Source organism: Jannaschia seohaensis (genome assembly GCF_900116765.1).
GTDB classification, from domain to species: domain Bacteria; phylum Pseudomonadota; class Alphaproteobacteria; order Rhodobacterales; family Rhodobacteraceae; genus Jannaschia; species Jannaschia seohaensis.
On sequence record NZ_UETC01000007.1, the window covers coordinates 72,462 to 88,439 of the forward strand.

19 protein-coding genes are annotated in these 15,978 nt (G+C 70.1%); 8 read left to right on the top strand and 11 right to left on the bottom strand.

The features are described 5' to 3' along the window. Positions 1-20: 20 nt before the first annotated feature. The 4 genes from DTQ71_RS14990 to DTQ71_RS15005 form a co-directional block, all read right to left on the bottom strand. Positions 21-998 carry a TRAP transporter substrate-binding protein gene (locus tag DTQ71_RS14990; protein WP_109565114.1) on the bottom strand — a complete coding sequence of 326 codons (978 nt, stop codon included), beginning with the start codon at positions 996-998 and terminating at the stop codon, positions 21-23. Positions 999-1,032: 34 nt separating this feature from the next. Continuing rightward, the gene (locus DTQ71_RS14995; protein WP_109565115.1) at positions 1,033-1,596 is read right to left on the bottom strand and encodes a 3-hydroxyanthranilate 3,4-dioxygenase; all 564 of its coding nucleotides are present in this window, start codon (positions 1,594-1,596) and stop codon (positions 1,033-1,035) included. 92 nt (positions 1,597-1,688) lie between these two features. Further along, a complete protein-coding gene (locus DTQ71_RS15000) occupies positions 1,689-2,534 on the bottom strand; it encodes an EamA family transporter (RefSeq protein ID WP_245947569.1) in 846 nt (281 codons plus the stop codon). Next, positions 2,534-3,487 (bottom strand): dihydrodipicolinate synthase family protein, encoded by a 954-nt coding sequence (locus tag DTQ71_RS15005; RefSeq protein ID WP_109565116.1) that lies wholly within the window; start codon positions 3,485-3,487, stop codon positions 2,534-2,536. The genes DTQ71_RS15000 and DTQ71_RS15005 overlap by 1 nt, the downstream gene beginning before the upstream one ends. Positions 3,488-3,600: 113 nt before the next feature. Here DTQ71_RS15005 and DTQ71_RS15010 point away from each other — a divergent pair, with 113 nt between their 5' ends. Genes DTQ71_RS15010 through DTQ71_RS15020 form a run of 3 tightly spaced genes read left to right on the top strand, consistent with a single transcriptional unit; the run spans position 3,601 to position 6,825 of the window. After that, the gene (locus tag DTQ71_RS15010) at positions 3,601-4,353 is read left to right on the top strand and encodes an aspartate dehydrogenase (protein WP_109565117.1); all 753 of its coding nucleotides are present in this window, start codon (positions 3,601-3,603) and stop codon (positions 4,351-4,353) included. 3 nt (positions 4,354-4,356) lie between these two features. Further along, complete coding sequence (locus DTQ71_RS15015; RefSeq protein ID WP_109565118.1) at positions 4,357-5,328, top strand: LysR substrate-binding domain-containing protein; 972 nt, start codon at positions 4,357-4,359, stop codon at positions 5,326-5,328. Between the two features lie 60 nt (positions 5,329-5,388). Beyond that, on the top strand, positions 5,389-6,825 hold the full coding sequence (locus DTQ71_RS15020; RefSeq protein WP_109565202.1) for an NAD-dependent succinate-semialdehyde dehydrogenase: 1,437 nt from the start codon (positions 5,389-5,391) through the stop codon (positions 6,823-6,825). A gap of 122 nt (positions 6,826-6,947) precedes the next feature. On the opposite strand, the gene DTQ71_RS15025 is transcribed toward DTQ71_RS15020, so the two are convergent. The 5 genes from DTQ71_RS15025 to DTQ71_RS15045 form a co-directional block, all read right to left on the bottom strand. Further along, positions 6,948-8,936: a capsular polysaccharide biosynthesis protein gene (locus DTQ71_RS15025; RefSeq protein WP_109565119.1), complete on the bottom strand. Its 1,989-nt coding sequence runs from the start codon at positions 8,934-8,936 to the stop codon at positions 6,948-6,950. A gap of 13 nt (positions 8,937-8,949) precedes the next feature. Beyond that, entirely contained in the window at positions 8,950-9,324 is a 375-nt protein-coding gene (locus DTQ71_RS15030) for a GFA family protein (RefSeq protein ID WP_109565120.1), read from the bottom strand. Positions 9,325-9,345: 21 nt separating this feature from the next. Next, positions 9,346-9,534, bottom strand: coding sequence for a hypothetical protein (locus DTQ71_RS15035; protein ID WP_109565121.1), 189 nt, complete (start codon positions 9,532-9,534; stop codon positions 9,346-9,348). Continuing rightward, positions 9,534-10,667 (bottom strand): polysaccharide biosynthesis/export family protein, encoded by a 1,134-nt coding sequence (locus DTQ71_RS15040; protein ID WP_172500063.1) that lies wholly within the window; start codon positions 10,665-10,667, stop codon positions 9,534-9,536. Before DTQ71_RS15040 ends, DTQ71_RS15035 begins: the two co-directional genes overlap by 1 nt. A gap of 82 nt (positions 10,668-10,749) precedes the next feature. Next, positions 10,750-12,033 carry a capsule biosynthesis protein gene (locus DTQ71_RS15045; RefSeq protein WP_109565122.1) on the bottom strand — a complete coding sequence of 428 codons (1,284 nt, stop codon included), beginning with the start codon at positions 12,031-12,033 and terminating at the stop codon, positions 10,750-10,752. 124 nt (positions 12,034-12,157) lie between these two features. Here DTQ71_RS15045 and DTQ71_RS15050 point away from each other — a divergent pair, with 124 nt between their 5' ends. Both DTQ71_RS15050 and DTQ71_RS15055 read left to right on the top strand, forming a co-directional pair. Further along, positions 12,158-12,757 carry a riboflavin synthase gene (locus DTQ71_RS15050; RefSeq protein WP_109565123.1) on the top strand — a complete coding sequence of 200 codons (600 nt, stop codon included), beginning with the start codon at positions 12,158-12,160 and terminating at the stop codon, positions 12,755-12,757. Continuing rightward, entirely contained in the window at positions 12,754-12,978 is a 225-nt protein-coding gene (locus tag DTQ71_RS15055) for a hypothetical protein (protein WP_109565124.1), read from the top strand. The genes DTQ71_RS15050 and DTQ71_RS15055 overlap by 4 nt, the downstream gene beginning before the upstream one ends. Positions 12,979-13,123: 145 nt before the next feature. Here the strand turns inward: DTQ71_RS15055 and DTQ71_RS15060 are convergent, their stop codons facing one another. After that, positions 13,124-13,681, bottom strand: coding sequence for a hypothetical protein (locus DTQ71_RS15060; protein ID WP_109565125.1), 558 nt, complete (start codon positions 13,679-13,681; stop codon positions 13,124-13,126). Positions 13,682-13,741: 60 nt separating this feature from the next. On the opposite strand from DTQ71_RS15060, the gene DTQ71_RS24660 reads away from it, so the two are divergent. After that, positions 13,742-14,239: a GNAT family N-acetyltransferase gene (locus DTQ71_RS24660; RefSeq protein ID WP_170125445.1), complete on the top strand. Its 498-nt coding sequence runs from the start codon at positions 13,742-13,744 to the stop codon at positions 14,237-14,239. A 1-nt stretch (position 14,240) separates the two neighbouring features. Beyond that, positions 14,241-14,783: a hypothetical protein gene (locus tag DTQ71_RS23555; RefSeq protein ID WP_170125446.1), complete on the top strand. Its 543-nt coding sequence runs from the start codon at positions 14,241-14,243 to the stop codon at positions 14,781-14,783. Between the two features lie 10 nt (positions 14,784-14,793). Here DTQ71_RS23555 and DTQ71_RS15075 read toward each other — a convergent pair whose 3' ends face one another. Further along, positions 14,794-15,246: an Lrp/AsnC family transcriptional regulator gene (locus tag DTQ71_RS15075; RefSeq protein WP_109565126.1), complete on the bottom strand. Its 453-nt coding sequence runs from the start codon at positions 15,244-15,246 to the stop codon at positions 14,794-14,796. 73 nt (positions 15,247-15,319) lie between these two features. Here DTQ71_RS15075 and DTQ71_RS15080 point away from each other — a divergent pair, with 73 nt between their 5' ends. Further along, on the top strand, positions 15,320-15,919 hold the full coding sequence (locus tag DTQ71_RS15080) for a LysE family translocator (protein WP_109565127.1): 600 nt from the start codon (positions 15,320-15,322) through the stop codon (positions 15,917-15,919). The last annotated feature ends 59 nt before the right edge of the window (positions 15,920-15,978 follow it).

Genomic DNA, 15,978 nt, shown 5'->3' on the forward strand with positions numbered 1-15,978 from the left:
GCACCTCTAGCCGGGAGGCGTCACTCCGCCGTTGCGGCCGCGACCTCGCGCAACATGCCGAGCGCGCCGGATTTCTCCGACCAGATCTCGTTCCATGCCGCGACCGCGTCGCCGAAGAAGTCGGCATCCACCTTCGTGTAGGTCTTGCCGGTCTCGCTGATCTGGTCGAGCCATTCCTGCTCCTGCGCGACATAGGCGTCGATGCAGCTGTCGACATGCTTGGACATCAGCTCGGCGATGAGCGCCTTGTCCTCGTCGGACAGTCCCGCCCAGACGCGGGCCGAGACGAGGCCCACCATCGGGAACATCATGTGGTCGGACTGAACGACCGTGTCGGCATGCTCGTAATACTTAAGCAGCCAGATCAGCTCCGCGTCCATGTCGATCGCGTCGACCTGGCCGTTGGCGAGCGCGTCGTAGACGGCGGGCAGCGGCATCGGCGTGGGCGCGGCGCCCAGCGCGTTGTAGAAGTCGAGGATCGGCTCGAAGGGAGTGATCCGCAGCTTGAGGCCCGCGAGGTCCTCGGCGCTGGTCACCTCCCCGCGGCTGACGATCTGGCGGAGGCCCGCCATCCCGTAGCCCAGGCCCACGACGCCGACCTGCTGCGGCAACTGGTCGAGCATTCCCTTGGCCTCCTCGGAGCGCAGGATTCGGGCCGCGTGCTCGATATCGTCGGCCAGGAAGGGCGCGTAGAACGCGCCGAAATCGGGGGCGCGGTTCGAGACCTCGGCAACCGTCATGAAGGCCATGTCCAGCGCGCCGGTCTGCAACTGCTGGAGCATCTCCGCCTCGTTGCCGAGCTGCCGCGCCGGAAAGACGGTCACGGAATGGGCGCCGCCCGACCGCTCCGCCAGTTCCGCGCCAAAGGCTTCGGCTGCGCGGGTCCAGACATGGGGCGGCGGCGTGATGAGGCCCAGCCGGAACTCTTCGGCCATGGCCGGTACAGCCATCGCCACGGCCATCGCGCCGCCCAGCAGCGCTTTGGAAATTGTCTTCATCGGTCGTCTCCCCGTATCGGCCCGTTTCGGGCTCTTACAATGTCACCCAGCCCTCGGGCGGCTTTCCCTTGCCGGGATGCACCGCGCTGCAATGGGGGCAGGTCCGGGCCTCCATGTCGGCATGGAAGGCCTCATATATCTTGGGCAATTGACTGACGATTCCCTCGGCGCCGTCAAGGGTGACCTCCGCGCGGTGCACCAGCCCTTCGCACTCGAAGCAATACCATTCGAACGCCTCCGACTGTCCCGGCTGGCGCGGCGCTTCGACGACGATCCCGATCGAGCCCTCCTGCGGGCGTTGCGGTGCGTGGCGCACATGGGGGGGCAGCAGGAAGACCTCGCCCTCGCGGATGGGCACGTCATAGATCTTGCCGCCCTCGGCGATCTTCAGAAGCATGTCGCCCTTCTGCTGGAAGAACCACTCCTCGACCGGATCGTCGTGGAAGTCGCAGCGGGTGTTGGGCCCGCCCACCACCATGACGATCATGTCCCCCTCCTTGTGGAGCAGTTGGTTGCCCACCGGCGGCTTGAGCAGATGCGCGTTCTCGGCGACCCATTTCTGGAAATTGAACGGCTTGAGTCGGGGATGGGCGGTCATCGGCGTCTCCTTGGCTCGGGGGAGCGTATCCGATTCTCGGCAGTGCGGAAGGCGCGCCCACAGCAAACGGGTATAGCGATTGGCGATAGCGATCAGGCCAGGATCAGGGCCGTTCCGATGGCGGCAAGCGCGGTGGCCGCGATCAGGCGACCGGGGCGGGCCGGTGCCGCGCCGGATATCAGGCGCAAGATTATCGCGGCCACCAGCACATCGAGCGCGCCCAGCATCGCCACCGTCGCGACCGGGGCGTGGGCCAAGGCGGCGAAGTGCGTGAGCTGGCCTGCGGCCAGGGCGAGCGCGGCGGTCACGTGCCACGGTCCCCGGTCTACCAGCAGCGATCCCAATCTGTCCGCGCGCCACGCCGCCAGCGGGAACCAGACGAGCCCGACCAGCGCCCCCACCGCCGTGCCCAGCGCGGCGTCCTGCACCGCGCCCAGCCCCAGCGCGCGCAGCCCATAGGCCAGAGCATAGAACCCCGCCGAAGCGACCCCGAGCAGCAGCCCGGCCCCCCGCAACGGCCCCGGCGCGCCCAGATGGAGCGCCACCCCCGCCAGGATCAGCCCGCCCCCCGCCAGGGCGGCCGGCGAGGGCCACTCCGCCAGCAGCACCACCGCCACAGGGATTGCGAAGATCGGGGTGAGACGGCGCAACAGCCCGGCCGTGACCGGGCCCAGCGCCTCGGTCGCGCGAAACATGGTCACGCGCCCCAGGATGACCGAGGCGACCCCGGCAAGTCCGAACGCCCAGAGCGCCGCCGCGTCCAGCGCGCTCAGCCGCGCCGTGCCCGCCACCGCCCAGGCGCCCGCGGACAGGCCCAGCGTCGCCAGCACCGAGAGGAACACGCCGTTGTCTCCGCACGCGGTGGCCCGGCCCCGCTGGATCGCGACGCCGGCCAGTCCGTAGAACGCCGCCGCCAGCAGCGCGAGCGCGACCCCCATCAGAGCCGCAGGCCGCACCCTTCGAAGGCGGCGCGGGTGGCGTCCTTCTCGGCCTCGGTCAGGTTCAGCATCGGGTGCCGGACGGGGCCGCCGACCTGGCCCAGCAGATCCTGCCAGTATTTGCCATGGGCGGTGGGCTTACTGCCCGGCTTGGTGTCGCGGATGGCGGCGCGGACCGGCTCCAGGCTGTCGCGGACGCGGCGCGCCTCGGCGAAGCGGCCGGCGAAGGCCAGTTCGGTATATTCGTTCATCCGCTGATCGGCCTTGGTCTGGAGCTGATAGGGCGGGGAGGAGCAGAGATAGAGCTGCCAGCCCAGCGCCTCGATATTGTCGAGCCAGTCATCCTCCCGGGAGGTCGAGACCAGGATCTTGTCGCCCGCCAGCCGCGTCAGCCGGGCATACATCTCGCGCGGGACCGAATATTTGATGGCCATGATGTTGGGCAGCTCCGCGATCCTGGCGCAGGTCTCGGGTTCCATCAGATAGCCCGCATCCGGGTGGCTCCACATCGCGATGCCGATATCGAGCCGGTCGCAGAGATACTTGTAGTATTCGTAAAGGATCTCGTCGCGGTCGTGGCAGAAGCTGAGCATCGGCGCGTGGACGACGACATAATCGGCGCCGCAAGCCTCGGCGTGGCGGCCCAGTTCCAGCACGGTGGAGACGGACTGATCCGAGATCGACATGATCGTCCCCGCACGGCCCCGGCATTCCTCGGCGGCGATGGTCATTAGGCGCTTGCGTTCGTCCAGGGAGAGCGCCCAGAACTCCCCCTGCTTGCCCGCCATGAACAGGCCGGCGATGCCCAGATCGCCGATCCAATGGCGGATATTGGCGCGCAGGCCGGCCTCGTCGACGCGCAGATCGGAGTCGAAGGGCGTCAGCGCGGCCGCCCAGATGCCGCGCATCGTCTCGCGGGCATGGGCTTTGGCCTCGTGCTTGGCATAGTCCATGAGCGTCCTCCGGGGATGGGTATGGCGGACGGGATATCGCGCGCGCCAATGCTTAGACAGGATGGAGCTATCCGAATAAGCTATAGCCGACCGGCGAAAGCACGGGGAGTGGAATGACCATTGGCATCATCGGAGAGGGCGCGATCGGACGCTATGTGCGCGCCCATCTGGAGGGCGTGACCGTCGCGCTGGTGCGTCCGGGGCGCGAAGGCCCGGGGCGTGTGGCGTCGGTCGATGCCCTGCCCGGAGACCTGCGGCTGATGCTGGATTGCGCGGGGCATCAGGCGCTGGCGCAGTTCGGGCCGGAGATCCTGGCGCGGGGGATCGATCTCGTGACGGTCTCGCTGGGCGCGCTGGCCGACGACGCGCTGCACGGCCGGCTGAGGGAAGCCGCGCGGACGGGCGGCGCGCGGCTGCATCTCGCCTCCGGCGCCATCGGCGCGCTCGATGCGCTGGCTGCGGCGCGGGTGGGCGGGCTCGACGCCGTGACCTATGCGGGCCGAAAGCCGCCTGCGGGCTGGCGGGGATCGGCAGCGGAGCCGGTCTTGGGCCTCGACGCGCTCACGGCCCCGGCCGCCCATTTCGAGGGCACCGCCCGGGAGGCGGCGCTCCGCTATCCGAAGAACGCCAATGTCGCCGCCGCCGTCGCCCTGGCCGGAGCCGGGTTCGATGCCACGCGGGTCCGTCTGATCGCCGATCCCGACGCGCCCGGCAATGTCCACGAGATCGAGGCGCGGGGGGCGTTCGGGCGCTTCTCCTTCCGGATCGAGGGGCGCGCCCTGCCGGACAATCCGCGCAGCGCGGCGCTGGCGGCGATGAGCGTCGTGGCAGCCGTCCTGCGCCGCGCCGCACCGGTGGGGATCTAGCCCATGTCCGCACGTGCCGCCCGCATCCTCGATCGCGCGCTGACCCGGCTCAAGCTGCGGCAGCTTCGGCTGCTCGTGGCGGTCGAGCGCGAGGGCTCGATCCAGGCGGCGGCGAAGACGCTGGGCATGTCGCAGCCCGCGGCGACCAAGATGATCCAGGATCTGGAACTCGATTTCGAAGTCCAGCTCTTCGAGCGGACCAATCGCGGGGTCGTGGCCACCGCGTTCGGCAAGGCTCTGATCCGGCATGCGACGCTGATCTTCGCCCAGCTCTCGAACGCCGCCCAGGAGTTGGACGATCTCAGCGAGGGCAATAGCGGACGGGTGGTCGTCGGCACCTTGCTCGCGGCCTCGCCCGCATTGCTGCCCGGCGCCATCGAGCGGCTGCGGGTGGCGCGGCCCAACGTGGCCGTCAAGGTGGTCGAGGGCACGCTCGCCGTCCTGATGCCGCGCCTATTGGCCGGCGAGATCGACATGGTCGTCGGGCGCCTGCCGGGGGATTGCCACCGCGCCACGTTGGAGCAGGAAGTTCTCTTCGACGGCCAGGTGACGCTGCTGGCGGGGCCGGACCATCCGCTGGTCGGGGCCGGGCCGGTCAGCTTCGAGACCCTTCTCGATCAGGATTGGATCTTGCCCCCGCAGGAGACGACCCTCCGCCAGCAGGCCGACCAGTTCTTCGCCCGCATGGGGGCCGCGCCACGGATCGCCGTCGAGTCCGTCTCCTATCTGCTCAATCGCGCGATGTTGCGGCGCGGCCCGCTGGTGGGCCTGATGCCCGGGGAGGTCGCCGCGCTCGATGTCGCCTCGGGCCTGCTTGCGGAGATCGACTGGACCCCGCCCTTCGGCGCCAGCCCGGTCGGCGTGTCCTATCGCGGCGTCGACGGCCTGTCCCCCGCGGGGGTGGCGTTCCTCGACGCGCTCAGGGTCACGGCGGCGGATCTGGCTATCGGCGGATCGGATAGCGCCTTTCCCTGAAAAGCCTTGAGCGGCGCAGATGCGGAACCGACCTTGAAGGGCGCCCCTTTCGAGGATCCGATGCAAGATTATCCCGACCTCCACCTCTATATCGGCGGGTCCTGGCGGACGTCGCCCGAGACCATCCCGGTCTGCGATCCCGCCACCGAATCGGAGATCGGGCGCCTGCCTCAGGCCAGCCGCGCCGATCTGGACGACGCGCTGGAGGCGGCGGAGGCCGGATTTCGCATCTGGCGCGCGACGCCGCCGCGGGATCGGGTTGACTTTTTGCTGCGCGCCGCCGCGCTGATGCGGCAGCGGCGCGAAGAGATCGCCCAGGCCATCACCGCCGAGCACGGGAAGCCCCTGGCGCAGGCGCGGCTGGAAGTGATCCGCGGTTGTGAGTTCTTCGAATGGGATGCGGGCGAGGCGCAGCGCACCTATGGCCGCGTCATCCCCTCGGCACCCGGCATCCGCTACGTCGTCCATCACGAACCCATCGGCGTGACTTTAGGTCTCAGCCCCTGGAACTTCCCGCTGTCCCAGCCTGCGCGCAAGGTGGCCGGGGCGCTGGCCTCGGGCTGTTCGATCATCCTCAAGGCGGCGGAGGAGACGCCGGCCGGCGCGCTCCATATCGCGCGCGCGTTCCACGATGCGGGCCTGCCGCCGGGCGTGCTGAACCTCGTCTTCGGCAGCCCCGCCGAGATCTCGGAGCATCTGATCGCCCAGGATCCGGTGCGCCTCGTGGCGTTCACGGGCTCGACCCGGGTCGGGCGCCAGCTGGCCGCGCGGGCGGCGGCCCACGACACCCGCGCGCTGATGGAGTTGGGCGGGCACGCCCCGGTCATCGTCTGCGAGGACACCGATCCCGCCCGCGCCGGCGAGAGCAGCGCCATCCGCAAATATCGAAACGCGGGCCAAGTCTGCACCTCGCCGACGCGGTTCTATGTCCACGACTCGCTGTTCGAGCCCTTCCTCGACCGTTTCGCCTGCCGCGCCGCGACCATCGAGGTCGGCGACGGCCGCGACCCGGGGGTAGAGATGGGCCCCCTGGCCAATGAACGCCGGCTGCCGGCCCTGCTGGACCTGATCGAGGATGCCTGCGCCAAGGGCGGCGAGCTGATCACGGGCGGCAGCCGGATCGGCAATCGCGGCCATTTCCTGCAACCCACGGTCCTGGCCAACGTGCCCGACGACGCCCGCGTCATGCAGGAGGAGCCGTTTGGCCCGCTGGCGGTGGTGAACCCCGTCGCCTCGGTGGATGAGGCCATCGCACGGGCCAATGCCACGCCTTACGGTCTCGCCGCCTATGCGTTCACCAATCGCGCCGATTACGTGGATCGGATCACGCGGGGGGTCGAGGCCGGCAACCTCTCCTTCAACACGCTCGAAGCGTCCTTGCCCGAGACGCCCTTCGGCGGCGTCCGCGCCAGCGGCACCGGCCGCGAGGGCGGGACGGAAGGGCTGGAGAATTACATGATCGTCAAGACCGTCTCCCACAGCATGGAGATCGTCTGACACCCGTTGTTCACGAGTGATTAGGGTCCGAGTGGGGGGACGCGCGCGCAAAGGTATGAGTGGTGGAGGGCTTTGCCATCCGCATTCGTTTGGGTGGGGCTGTGCGCGTGTCCTCCGTTCCCCTAGCGGCGCCAGAGATGGGCGTGGGTCGCCAAGGCGCCCTGGAGCTTCGACAACAGACGGTTGGCCCCGCCCGGATTCGGGTGCGGCCCGTGGGCCAGGCGATGCACCGCCGTTTCGGGCGGGCAGGCGGCGCCCAGGATCGGATCGAAATAGCGCGGGTAGTCGATCAGCACAGCATGGGTCAGCGCGTCGAGCGAGGGGCGCGCCGCATGGCGGCGTGCGGGGATCGGACCACGGTCGTCGGTCAGGCCCCAGCCGGCATAGAAGGGCGCCCCCAGCGTCGTGACCGGCACCTCCCGCAAAAGCGCTTCGAAGCCCAGCAGCGAAGTCAGCGTCCAGACCCCGGCCGCCCGCTCGATCAGCGGGATCGGGGGAGCCTCGGTGGCGACCATGTCGGCCTCGGCCGCGTCGATCGCGCCGTCGCGCAGGCCCGCTTCGACATCCGGATGCGGCTTGTAGACGATCACCGCGTCCGGGTTGGCGGCGCGCGCGGCGCGCAGCAGGCCGGCATTGTCCGTGACATGCGTCGTTCCCAGCCGCACGGAGGCGTCGTCCGCGACCTGGCCCGGCACGAGCAGGAACGGCCGGTCGGGGAGGTCGGGCAGGGGGCGGTCGAGATTGTATTTCGAGAGGCCCAGGGCGACCACGGCGGCACGCAAGGCCCGCGCCCGCGCGAGCGCGTCGGGCGGAAGCCGGGCGGCGCGGGCGATCGCGTCCTCCAGGTCCGAGCGGTGGGTCGGGTCGTAGTAGAGGCCCTGCCTATCCAGCACGAGCGACAGGGGCGGGACCAGCTCCGCCCCCAGCCCGCGGGATCGGAGAAAGCCGTCCTCCAGGCGCGTGACGGCCGGGGCGTCGGCGATGCTGCGATCCGAGGGCAGACCCCATTCGAGGCGGCGCGGGGGCTCGTCGCCTCCCTGCGGGCGCTCCTCGCGGAAGGTGAGACGGCCCGACAGGAAGCGGCGTAGGGGCGCGCGTTTCCACAGGCGCAGCCCCGGCGCGCACCAGCCGGCCCTGTCCTCGCGCCAGGCCCGGGCGCGGGCCTCCAGCAGGCGCACCACATCGACCGGGTCGCAGAGGCCGTCGCGATGCGGATCGTACCAGCGCGGGTAGAGCACGGCCGCCGCCGCGAAAAGCTGTGCCCGCGTCAACCGCCGCTGGCGCCGGGGCAACGGGTCGCGCGGATCGTCGAGGCCCCAGCCCGACCAGGCGGGGCGGCCGAAGGTCTGCGGGCGGTGGCCGTGGAGGATCGCCTCCAGACCCAGGCCGGAACTGACGGTATAGACCGCGACCGCGCCCGCCAGCAGCGTGGCCGGGGGCAGGGGTCGGTCCTCTAGCACCGCGCCATGGGTGGCGTCGGCGTCGCTGTAATGGCCGGGGCGCAGGCCCCGCTGCGCCTCCGGGTGGGTCTTGATGAGAACGGGCCGGGTCGGGTGCTCCTCCCGGGCGAGCATCAGCATCTCGCGGAAGGTCGTCTCGGTCGCGCCAGAGTGACGGATCGACGCATCCCCGCGGGTCTGATCGACGACGAGGACATAGCCCGGAGCGGGCGGTTCCAGGTCGGTCCGGGTCGCGGCGTATTTGCTGACGCCGGAGCGGCGCCATGCCTCCATCGCGGCGCGGCTGCGGGCCATCAGGTCGCCGTCGTCGAACGGGTGGGTGGCGAGCAGGGTCTCCAGGTCGCTCGGGCGTGTGGCGTCGTAATGGGCCGTCCGTTCGTCGATCAACAGGCCCAGCGGCGGCTCCCCGGCGCGGCCGGGATGGAGGGAGCGGAGCCAGGGGTCCTCCAGCCGCAGAATGGGAGAGCCGGTGCGCGCGGCGACGGCCTCGGCCCGGCGCGCGGAGGGGCCGTCCATGCCCCAGGCCGCGACATGCTCGCCCGCACGCGGCCAGCCGGGCTTCAGGTCCCAGCCGGCGAGCCAGGCGATGCGCCGAATGCGGGTGGAGAGCAGCCCCAGCGACAGGACCCGGGCGGTGCGGGGCACGGTCATGGGATTTCGGCGCTCAGGGCCGGTCCCAGCGCTGCGCGGCTTCGGGGTAGAGGATGCGCTCTGGGCTGTAGTGTTCGGGCGCGTGGAGCGACGCGGCATGAACGTAGACGAGGTCGGACATGCGGTCGCTGCGCCGGGTCAGCGGCGCGCCGCAAGTGGCGCAGAACGCACTCCAGGTCGGGGCGCCCGACCCAGCCGTCATACGGTATTCGGTGACGGGGCCGTCGAGGTGCAGGCTATCGCGCTCCAGCGGCAGCATCTCGGCATGGCCCGTGCCGGTCAGCCGCTGGCAGTCGCGGCAATAGCAACGGAAGGGGGCGGCGGCCGCGCCGCGGCCGCGGTAGCGCGCCGCCCCGCAATGGCAGCCTCCGGTGATCCGTTGCGTCATGCCGCCCTCCGGATTGCGCGCTCAGCCCTGGGGCCGCCGCAGCAGCGCCAGCGCCAGGCCGGTCAGCGCCAGCCCCGCCAGCACCACGGCCACCACCAGCGGGATCAGGTCCGGATCGTCCCCCGGCGGCACCAGCGCCAGCGCCACGCAGGACGCCACCGCCGCCTTCACCAGCCCCTGCCAGGAGCGCCGTCTCACATGGCGTCCCATCAGAGGCCCTCGACCGTGTTCACCGCGGCATTGATCGGCGTGAGCGACCCGAAGATCGCGGCGACCGAGCGGTTCCAGGCCACGATCGGCGCCTCGGTGACGTAGACCGTGTCTCCGTCGCGGATGATGAAGTCGCGCGCGTTGAACATGCCCGTGGGCGCGGTCAGATCCAGGACATAGACCATGCGCTGCGTTCCGATCAGATCGTCACGGCCCAGAACGGCCTCGGCGATCTCTTCGGGCTCGTTGCGGAAGATGAAGACCCCGGTCGGGTTGGCCAGTTGCGGCTGGAGCCCGCCCACCTGAGCGAGCGCCTCGATGGCCGAGACGAGATCGGTCTGGAACTCCAGACGCTGCTGCGAGCCGGTGGCGCCCAGAACGGTGAAGGCGCGGCTGTCCTCTTCGATAAGGATGCGGTCGCCGTTCCGAAGCGCGATGTCGAGCTGCGGATTGCGATACAGGTCCTCCAGCAGGACCGTTTCCGTCAGATGCCCGCGCGAGACGGAGACGCGCGCGATCTCGGTCGGGATCGAGACGCCCCCCGCGGCCGCGATCATCGCGGTCAGCGTGCGGGTCGGGCGCTCGATCGGATAGACGCCCTGGGCGGTGGCGCCGCCCACGACCGACACGGTCGCCCCGTCGCCCGCGAGGCGGCGCACCAGAACCTGCGGGTCGGGCGTCTGCTGGTCCAGGCGCTGGGTGATGATGCGGCGCAGCGCCTCGGGCGTGTTGCCCGCCGCGCGGATGCGGCCCGCATAGGGGATGAAGATGAAGCCCGCGCCATCGACCTGCAACTCGTCGATCAGCGAGGCCGAGGCGCCCGCATTGGTCAGCAAACCGTCCTCGACATTCTCGTAGACGATCAGGCCAAGCGTGTCGCCCGGTCGGATCGTGTCGGCTCCCAGCGGCGACGCGTTGATGAAGGCGTCGGAAAAGCCGAGCGCCGGCGTCACCGATGTCGCCGTCGTCACCCGGTCGTTGACCGAAACGACGAAGGCGTCGCCCTCGCGCAAGACACTCCCCGCGTAGATCTCGTTCTTGGAGGGCCCCGAGCGGGGCAAGGTGCCGCAACTGGCGATGGTCGTCAGGGCAAGGCACAGGGCCACGGCCCGCGCCCCCCGGTTATTGTGCATGCTCACGTGTCTGCCCTTTCGTTCTGCCTCATTAGCCTCTCGCGGGGGCTGATCCCCCGTCCGGGCGAAATTTCGTTTGTCCCTAACCCGAGACGAGTTTCAAGTTCTGCCGGGGCGCCGGCTTGCCGGCTTCCAGGCGGTCATAGGGGTCGAGCTCCGCCAGCATCATGTCGACGACCTGACGCAGCAATTGCCGGCGCCCGCGCGCCGAATAGAACCCGCCGGCGACCTGCGAGGTCTCCAGCAGGTAATGGCGGTAATCGCGATAGGCGCGGCTGTCGGGGCGGGTCGGCTCGGCGAAGAACGCGGCAGGGTCCTGGTCGCTGACGAATTCCGGCTTGGAATAGACCGAGCGCCCCAGCGCCAGCACCGGCAAGCCTCGCCACAACGCCTGTTGGGCCGCCGTGGAATTGACGGTGATGGCCGACCGCGCCTCGTTCATTAGCGCCGCCAGCTTGCCGCCCCGCAGATAGTGGACCCGTCCTTCCAGCCCGTGCTCCTTGGTGAGCCGCTTGATCGTCTGGACGATCGGCGCGCGCCCGTCCTCCAGCGGATGAGCCTTGAGCACGAGGTGGTGATGCGAGGGCGCCCCCGCCGCGAAGCCCGCGACCACCGTCTCCAGGAACTCCGTCATCGTGGCAAAGGGCGAATGGGCCTGGAAGCTGGCATCATGGGCCAGCTGCATCAGGCACAGATGGTAGGGGAAGCCGCCCGTCGTGATGCGGTGCGTGCGGACCCGCCGCTCCAGTGCCGTGAACGGCATGGTCACGAGGCGGCGCAGGTAGAGGCGGAACTCCTTGAGCACGGTCACGTCGCGATGCGGCTTGTAGAGGCGGTAGCGCCCGGGCCGCGACAGCACGAACCAGTGATAGAGCATCCCGTAGAAAACGTGGTGCCGCATGTCGCCCCAATGCGCCGGCGCGTCCGGCAGGTCCAGGTCCAGTTGCGCCAAGGCCGCCTGCATCTCGGGCACCGTCTTGTCCATCAGGCGCGAATTCGCGTTGGACCCGCCCCGCTCGTAGCTCACCCACCAGGGGCGCAGATAGCCTTCCTCGAAGACGTGAACAGTGAGGGTGCGGGCCTTGGCGGCCGCGACGGCTTGCGCATGGACCGGCCGGGTGTCGCCATAGAGGACGACATCCGTGATCTCTCTTTCTTCGAGCAGACGGTCCAGGGTTTCGGGCCAGGTCTCCGGCGCGGCCTGGAAGGGGATGTAGGAGGGACGGTCGAACCAGAACGCTTCGTCGCCGCGGTTGAAGCCCACGCGCCACGTCTCCGCCCCCGCCGCCCGGAGCAGACGCCCCAAACGGTCGAAGAAGGGGCCATGAGGCCCCTGCAGGAAAAGGAATCGGCGAACGGGCCGCATTGCGCCCTCCGGGTTTCTCTCGCACCTTACCTGCCGCAGCAGTTGGGCGGGAATGGGGCACTTGCGGCCCGAGGCCACCGCAACTAGCAACAAATGGGCAACAGATACCCTTGGAGACAGGCGAATGTTCACCGGAATCGTCACCGATATCGGCACGGTCAGGGCCCTTGAGCGGCGCGGCGATCTGCGCGCGCGGATCGGGACGGGCTATGACCCGGACGGCATCGACATCGGCGCCTCCATCGCCTGCGACGGGGTCTGCCTGACGGTGGTGGACCGGGGCCGCGACGCGGACGGCGCCTGGTTCGACGTGGATGTGAGCGCCGAGACCGTGTCGAAGACGGCACTGGACGATTGGGCCGAAGGGCGCCGCCTCAACCTGGAGCGGGCGCTGCGCGTCGGAGACGAGCTTGGCGGCCATATCGTCTCAGGCCATGTCGATGGCGTGGCGCGGATCGTGTCGGTGACCGCCGAGGGCGACTCGGTGCGTTTCGTCTTCGAGGCGCCCGCCGATCTGGCGCGCTTCATCGCCCCCAAGGGCTCGGTCGCGCTCAACGGCACGTCGCTGACGGTGAACGAGGTCGAGGGCACCAGCTTCGGCGTCAACATCATCCCGCACACCCAGGAGGTGACGACCTGGGGCGCAATGGCCGAGGGCGATGCGGTCAACCTGGAGATCGACACGCTCGCCCGCTATGTCGCGCGGCTGGCGGAGGCCGGGTGAAGGCCGTCGTCGTCGTGTCGCTCGAGGACGCGGGCGGCGACCGCTGCGTCGATCTGATCCGGGAGGGCGCGGCCTGGTTCTGGGTCGAATGCCGCCGCGACCCCGAGGACGCCCATGGGTGGCGCCGCCTGCACCCGCCACGCGGCGCCTTCCCCGATCGCGCGGGGGCGCTGGCCGATGCCCGCGCCGATGTGGGCTGGCTGTCTGAGGCGCCCGGCTGACGGCGTCACCGGCGCGGCCCGGCGTCCCGATGGTCCGCAACCCGTGCGCCAAGCCAAGGTCACCGGGGCCAACGCGGCGCTTTCTTCCCTGCATAAATATCCCCGCCGGAGGCGCACGACGCCGCCGGGCGATCCCGGTGCAAGCTCAGGCCGCATCGCCGAAATAGGCGTCCGAGGTCACATAGCCCGCCGCCCGTATCGCCGCGCACCAGCTGGCTTCGAAAGCCGTATCGCCGATCAGGAGAACCGAGTCCGCCGGCAGCCCGTGGGCCTTGAGCGTCTCCGAGAGGTGCCTGCGCAGCGCGGTGGGACTGTCTGCGAAGGACGGCGCGCGGGCCGCCCAGTCGAGGGGCTCGGGCGCGGCGACAGAGAGGGGGCGGTGGATCAGGGCGGCGCGCTCCGCCGCTGCCTGAGCCAGTTTCGCGGCGCGGGCGCCGTCGATCTCGGCCCGGCGCAGCATCCGCAGCGCGTTGGAGGAAAAGAGCAGCGCCGCGATGTCGCGGCCGGTCCCCGCGCGCACGCTGGCATAGGTGCCATAGTCCAGCCCCAACGCCGCCGCGCGGCGCACACGCAGCCGGACCACCTCGACAGGAAGGGTCGCGCCGAGCAGCGCCCGGCGCGCGCGGCGCCACTGGTGCAGGCGGCCGGTGTAGCCTTGGCGGTCCTCGCCGGAATTGTGGCCGATGCCGGGGATGTGGGTCATGGGGGCTCCTTTTCGCGAAGGGAAACGCGCCGCGGCGCCTTCTGCAAGGGTTTTGACGCCGTGGGGGCCGGCCATGGATCCGCGTCCCCGACCTGGCGGTCCGGTCAGACTGCGGCGCCTCCTGCCCGACGATCTGAAGGCATTCCGCGCCGATCGCGGCGACCGGGAGGCGCGCCTTTTCCGCGGGGGCGCTGGTGGCGGATCGGGATCGCCGATGCGGAGACCGATGCCCTGCTGGGGGATTTGGGGCTGCATCTGACCGAGGGCGGCGCCGAACTGGAACTCGGCATCCCCCTGGCCCGGGCGGCCCAAGGGCGCGGGCTGTGGCAGGTGGCGATGCGGGGCGTGGCTTCGCCGGTCGGGGCGGCGACGGAGGCGCAGCGGATCGTCGTCAGCACCGATGCCCGCAACGTCGCAGCCCTGCGCCTGATCGCGCGGCTGGGTCTGCCATTGGTGGATATGCCGCACGAGACCGGCCGGCCCGAGCCGGTCTTCCATTGGACTCGGCCGCCATCGGACGTAGTGTCTTTTCCGATTGCCCCTGACCGGAGCCGCTGACGTGCCCTTCACCTTGCTGCCCCGCGATCCTCGTATTCATGTGTTCTCCGTCAGCGACGGGTCCGTGAGCCTCGCCCACCAGACCTATCTGTCGCGCCTCGAAGAAGCGCCGCCCGAAGGCGCCACGCCCCTGCGCGATGCATTCGGAGCGGAGATCGACACGACCTATGCGGAGGTCTTCGCGATCTCCGACATCGCCCCGCTGTCGTTGCGCGATTATCTGGCCCAGGCCCATGACATCCCGGCCGAGACCCTGGCGGCGCAGGCGGCGCGGCTCGACGCGCTCTCGGGCGACGTGGCCGTGTTGGCGCCGCGGGCCGTGGAGGGCCTGTCGGAGCTGCACCCCCGCCCCGAGCTGACCCATATCGGCAGCTTCGCCCCGGCCGAGGTCGACAATGTCCCGCGCGAGTTGCCGCCCGCCGCCAAGACGCCCGGCATCGCCACCCCCGCCGCCGCGACCGGGGCGCCGTTGCAGCGCCGCAAGATCACCTTGATCGTTCTGGCGGCGCTGGTGCTGGTGGTTCTTCTGGCGGTGGTGCTCTGAGCGGGGCAGCTCAGGCCCGTTCGTCCTTCGGCGAGCCCATCACGACATAGGTCGTCAACGCCGCGACCTGGGGCAGGACGCCCAGGATCTCCGTGTGGAAATGCTTGTAGGCGGCGAGGTCGCGCGCCTCGACGCGCAGGAGGTATTCGACCGACCCGGTGACGTTATGGCACTCGCGCACCTCGGGGGCGCGGGCCATGGCGCGCTCGAAAGCCTCTTGGCCCGCCTTGGTGTGGTCGTTCAGCCCCACGGCGATGAAGGCGGTGAACCCGATCCCCGCCCGCTCCGGGTCGATGACGGCACGGTAGCCGCGGATCAGGCCGGACCGCTCCATCGCCTGCACCCGGCGCAGCGTCGCCGAGGGCGAGAGGCCGACGCGTGCGGCGAGCGCCTGGTTGGTGATGCGCCCCTCGCGGGAGAGGATGCGCAAGATGCTGTCGTCGAACGGGTCGGGAGCGGTCATTGTGTGCGAAATCTGCGCCTCGACACTCCAAAACGCAAGGACATGGCGCGGAATGCCTGTCAATACTTGCGCCATGAGCGCCGATCTCCTCCTGGGCCTTGTGGCCTTCGCTTTCGCCTCGTCGATCACGCCGGGGCCGAACAACCTGATGATCCTCGCCTCTGGGGCGAATTTCGGGGTGGCCCGCTCGGTGCCCCATGCGCTGGGCATCTCGATCGGCTTCGCGGCGATGATCGTGCTGGTGGGGCTGGGGCTGGCGCAGGTGTTCGAGGCGGTGCCCTGGGCGAGGACCGCTCTGGCCGTGGGGTCGGTGGTCTATCTGCTCTGGCTGGCGTGGCGGATCGCGAACGCCCCGCCGCCGGGACGGGCCGAGGCGGAGGGGCGGCCCTTTACCTTTCTCCAGGCCGCGGCGTTCCAGTGGGTGAACCCGAAGGCCTGGACCATGGCGCTGACGGCGGTGACGCTCTACACCGCCGGGGGGGCTTGGGCGGTGGTGCCGGTGGCGGCCGTGTTCAGCTTGGTCAACCTGCCCTCGATTTCCTGCTGGTTGCTGCTGGGCGTGCAGATGCGGCGCTGGCTCACCTCCGCGGCGCGGTTGCGGGCTTTCAACTGGACGATGGCCGGGCTTCTGGTGCTGTCGCTCTGGCCGACGGTGGCGCCCTTGCTTCGCTAGCCGACGCCAAAATCTTCTGGAAGATTTTGTCTAGAGTTTTCGCAGAAAACTCTGCCGCG

Bases quoted from the DNA above. Each gene is read 5' to 3' on its own strand.
- DTQ71_RS14990 (WP_109565114.1), bottom strand. From the start codon at position 998: ATGAAGACAATTTCCAAAGCGCTGCTGGGCGGCGCGATGGCCGTGGCG.
- DTQ71_RS14995 (WP_109565115.1), bottom strand. From the start codon at position 1,596: ATGACCGCCCATCCCCGACTCAAGCCGTTCAATTTCCAGAAATGGGTC.
- DTQ71_RS15000 (WP_245947569.1), bottom strand. From the start codon at position 2,534: ATGGGGGTCGCGCTCGCGCTGCTGGCGGCGGCGTTCTACGGACTGGCC.
- DTQ71_RS15005 (WP_109565116.1), bottom strand. From the start codon at position 3,487: ATGGACTATGCCAAGCACGAGGCCAAAGCCCATGCCCGCGAGACGATG.
- DTQ71_RS15010 (WP_109565117.1), top strand. From the start codon at position 3,601: ATGACCATTGGCATCATCGGAGAGGGCGCGATCGGACGCTATGTGCGC.
- DTQ71_RS15015 (WP_109565118.1), top strand. From the start codon at position 4,357: ATGTCCGCACGTGCCGCCCGCATCCTCGATCGCGCGCTGACCCGGCTC.
- DTQ71_RS15020 (WP_109565202.1), top strand. From the start codon at position 5,389: ATGCAAGATTATCCCGACCTCCACCTCTATATCGGCGGGTCCTGGCGG.
- DTQ71_RS15025 (WP_109565119.1), bottom strand. From the start codon at position 8,936: ATGACCGTGCCCCGCACCGCCCGGGTCCTGTCGCTGGGGCTGCTCTCC.
- DTQ71_RS15030 (WP_109565120.1), bottom strand. From the start codon at position 9,324: ATGACGCAACGGATCACCGGAGGCTGCCATTGCGGGGCGGCGCGCTAC.
- DTQ71_RS15035 (WP_109565121.1), bottom strand. From the start codon at position 9,534: ATGGGACGCCATGTGAGACGGCGCTCCTGGCAGGGGCTGGTGAAGGCG.
- DTQ71_RS15040 (WP_172500063.1), bottom strand. From the start codon at position 10,667: ATGCACAATAACCGGGGGGCGCGGGCCGTGGCCCTGTGCCTTGCCCTG.
- DTQ71_RS15045 (WP_109565122.1), bottom strand. From the start codon at position 12,033: ATGCGGCCCGTTCGCCGATTCCTTTTCCTGCAGGGGCCTCATGGCCCC.
- DTQ71_RS15050 (WP_109565123.1), top strand. From the start codon at position 12,158: ATGTTCACCGGAATCGTCACCGATATCGGCACGGTCAGGGCCCTTGAG.
- DTQ71_RS15060 (WP_109565125.1), bottom strand. From the start codon at position 13,681: ATGACCCACATCCCCGGCATCGGCCACAATTCCGGCGAGGACCGCCAA.
- DTQ71_RS15075 (WP_109565126.1), bottom strand. From the start codon at position 15,246: ATGACCGCTCCCGACCCGTTCGACGACAGCATCTTGCGCATCCTCTCC.
- DTQ71_RS15080 (WP_109565127.1), top strand. From the start codon at position 15,320: ATGAGCGCCGATCTCCTCCTGGGCCTTGTGGCCTTCGCTTTCGCCTCG.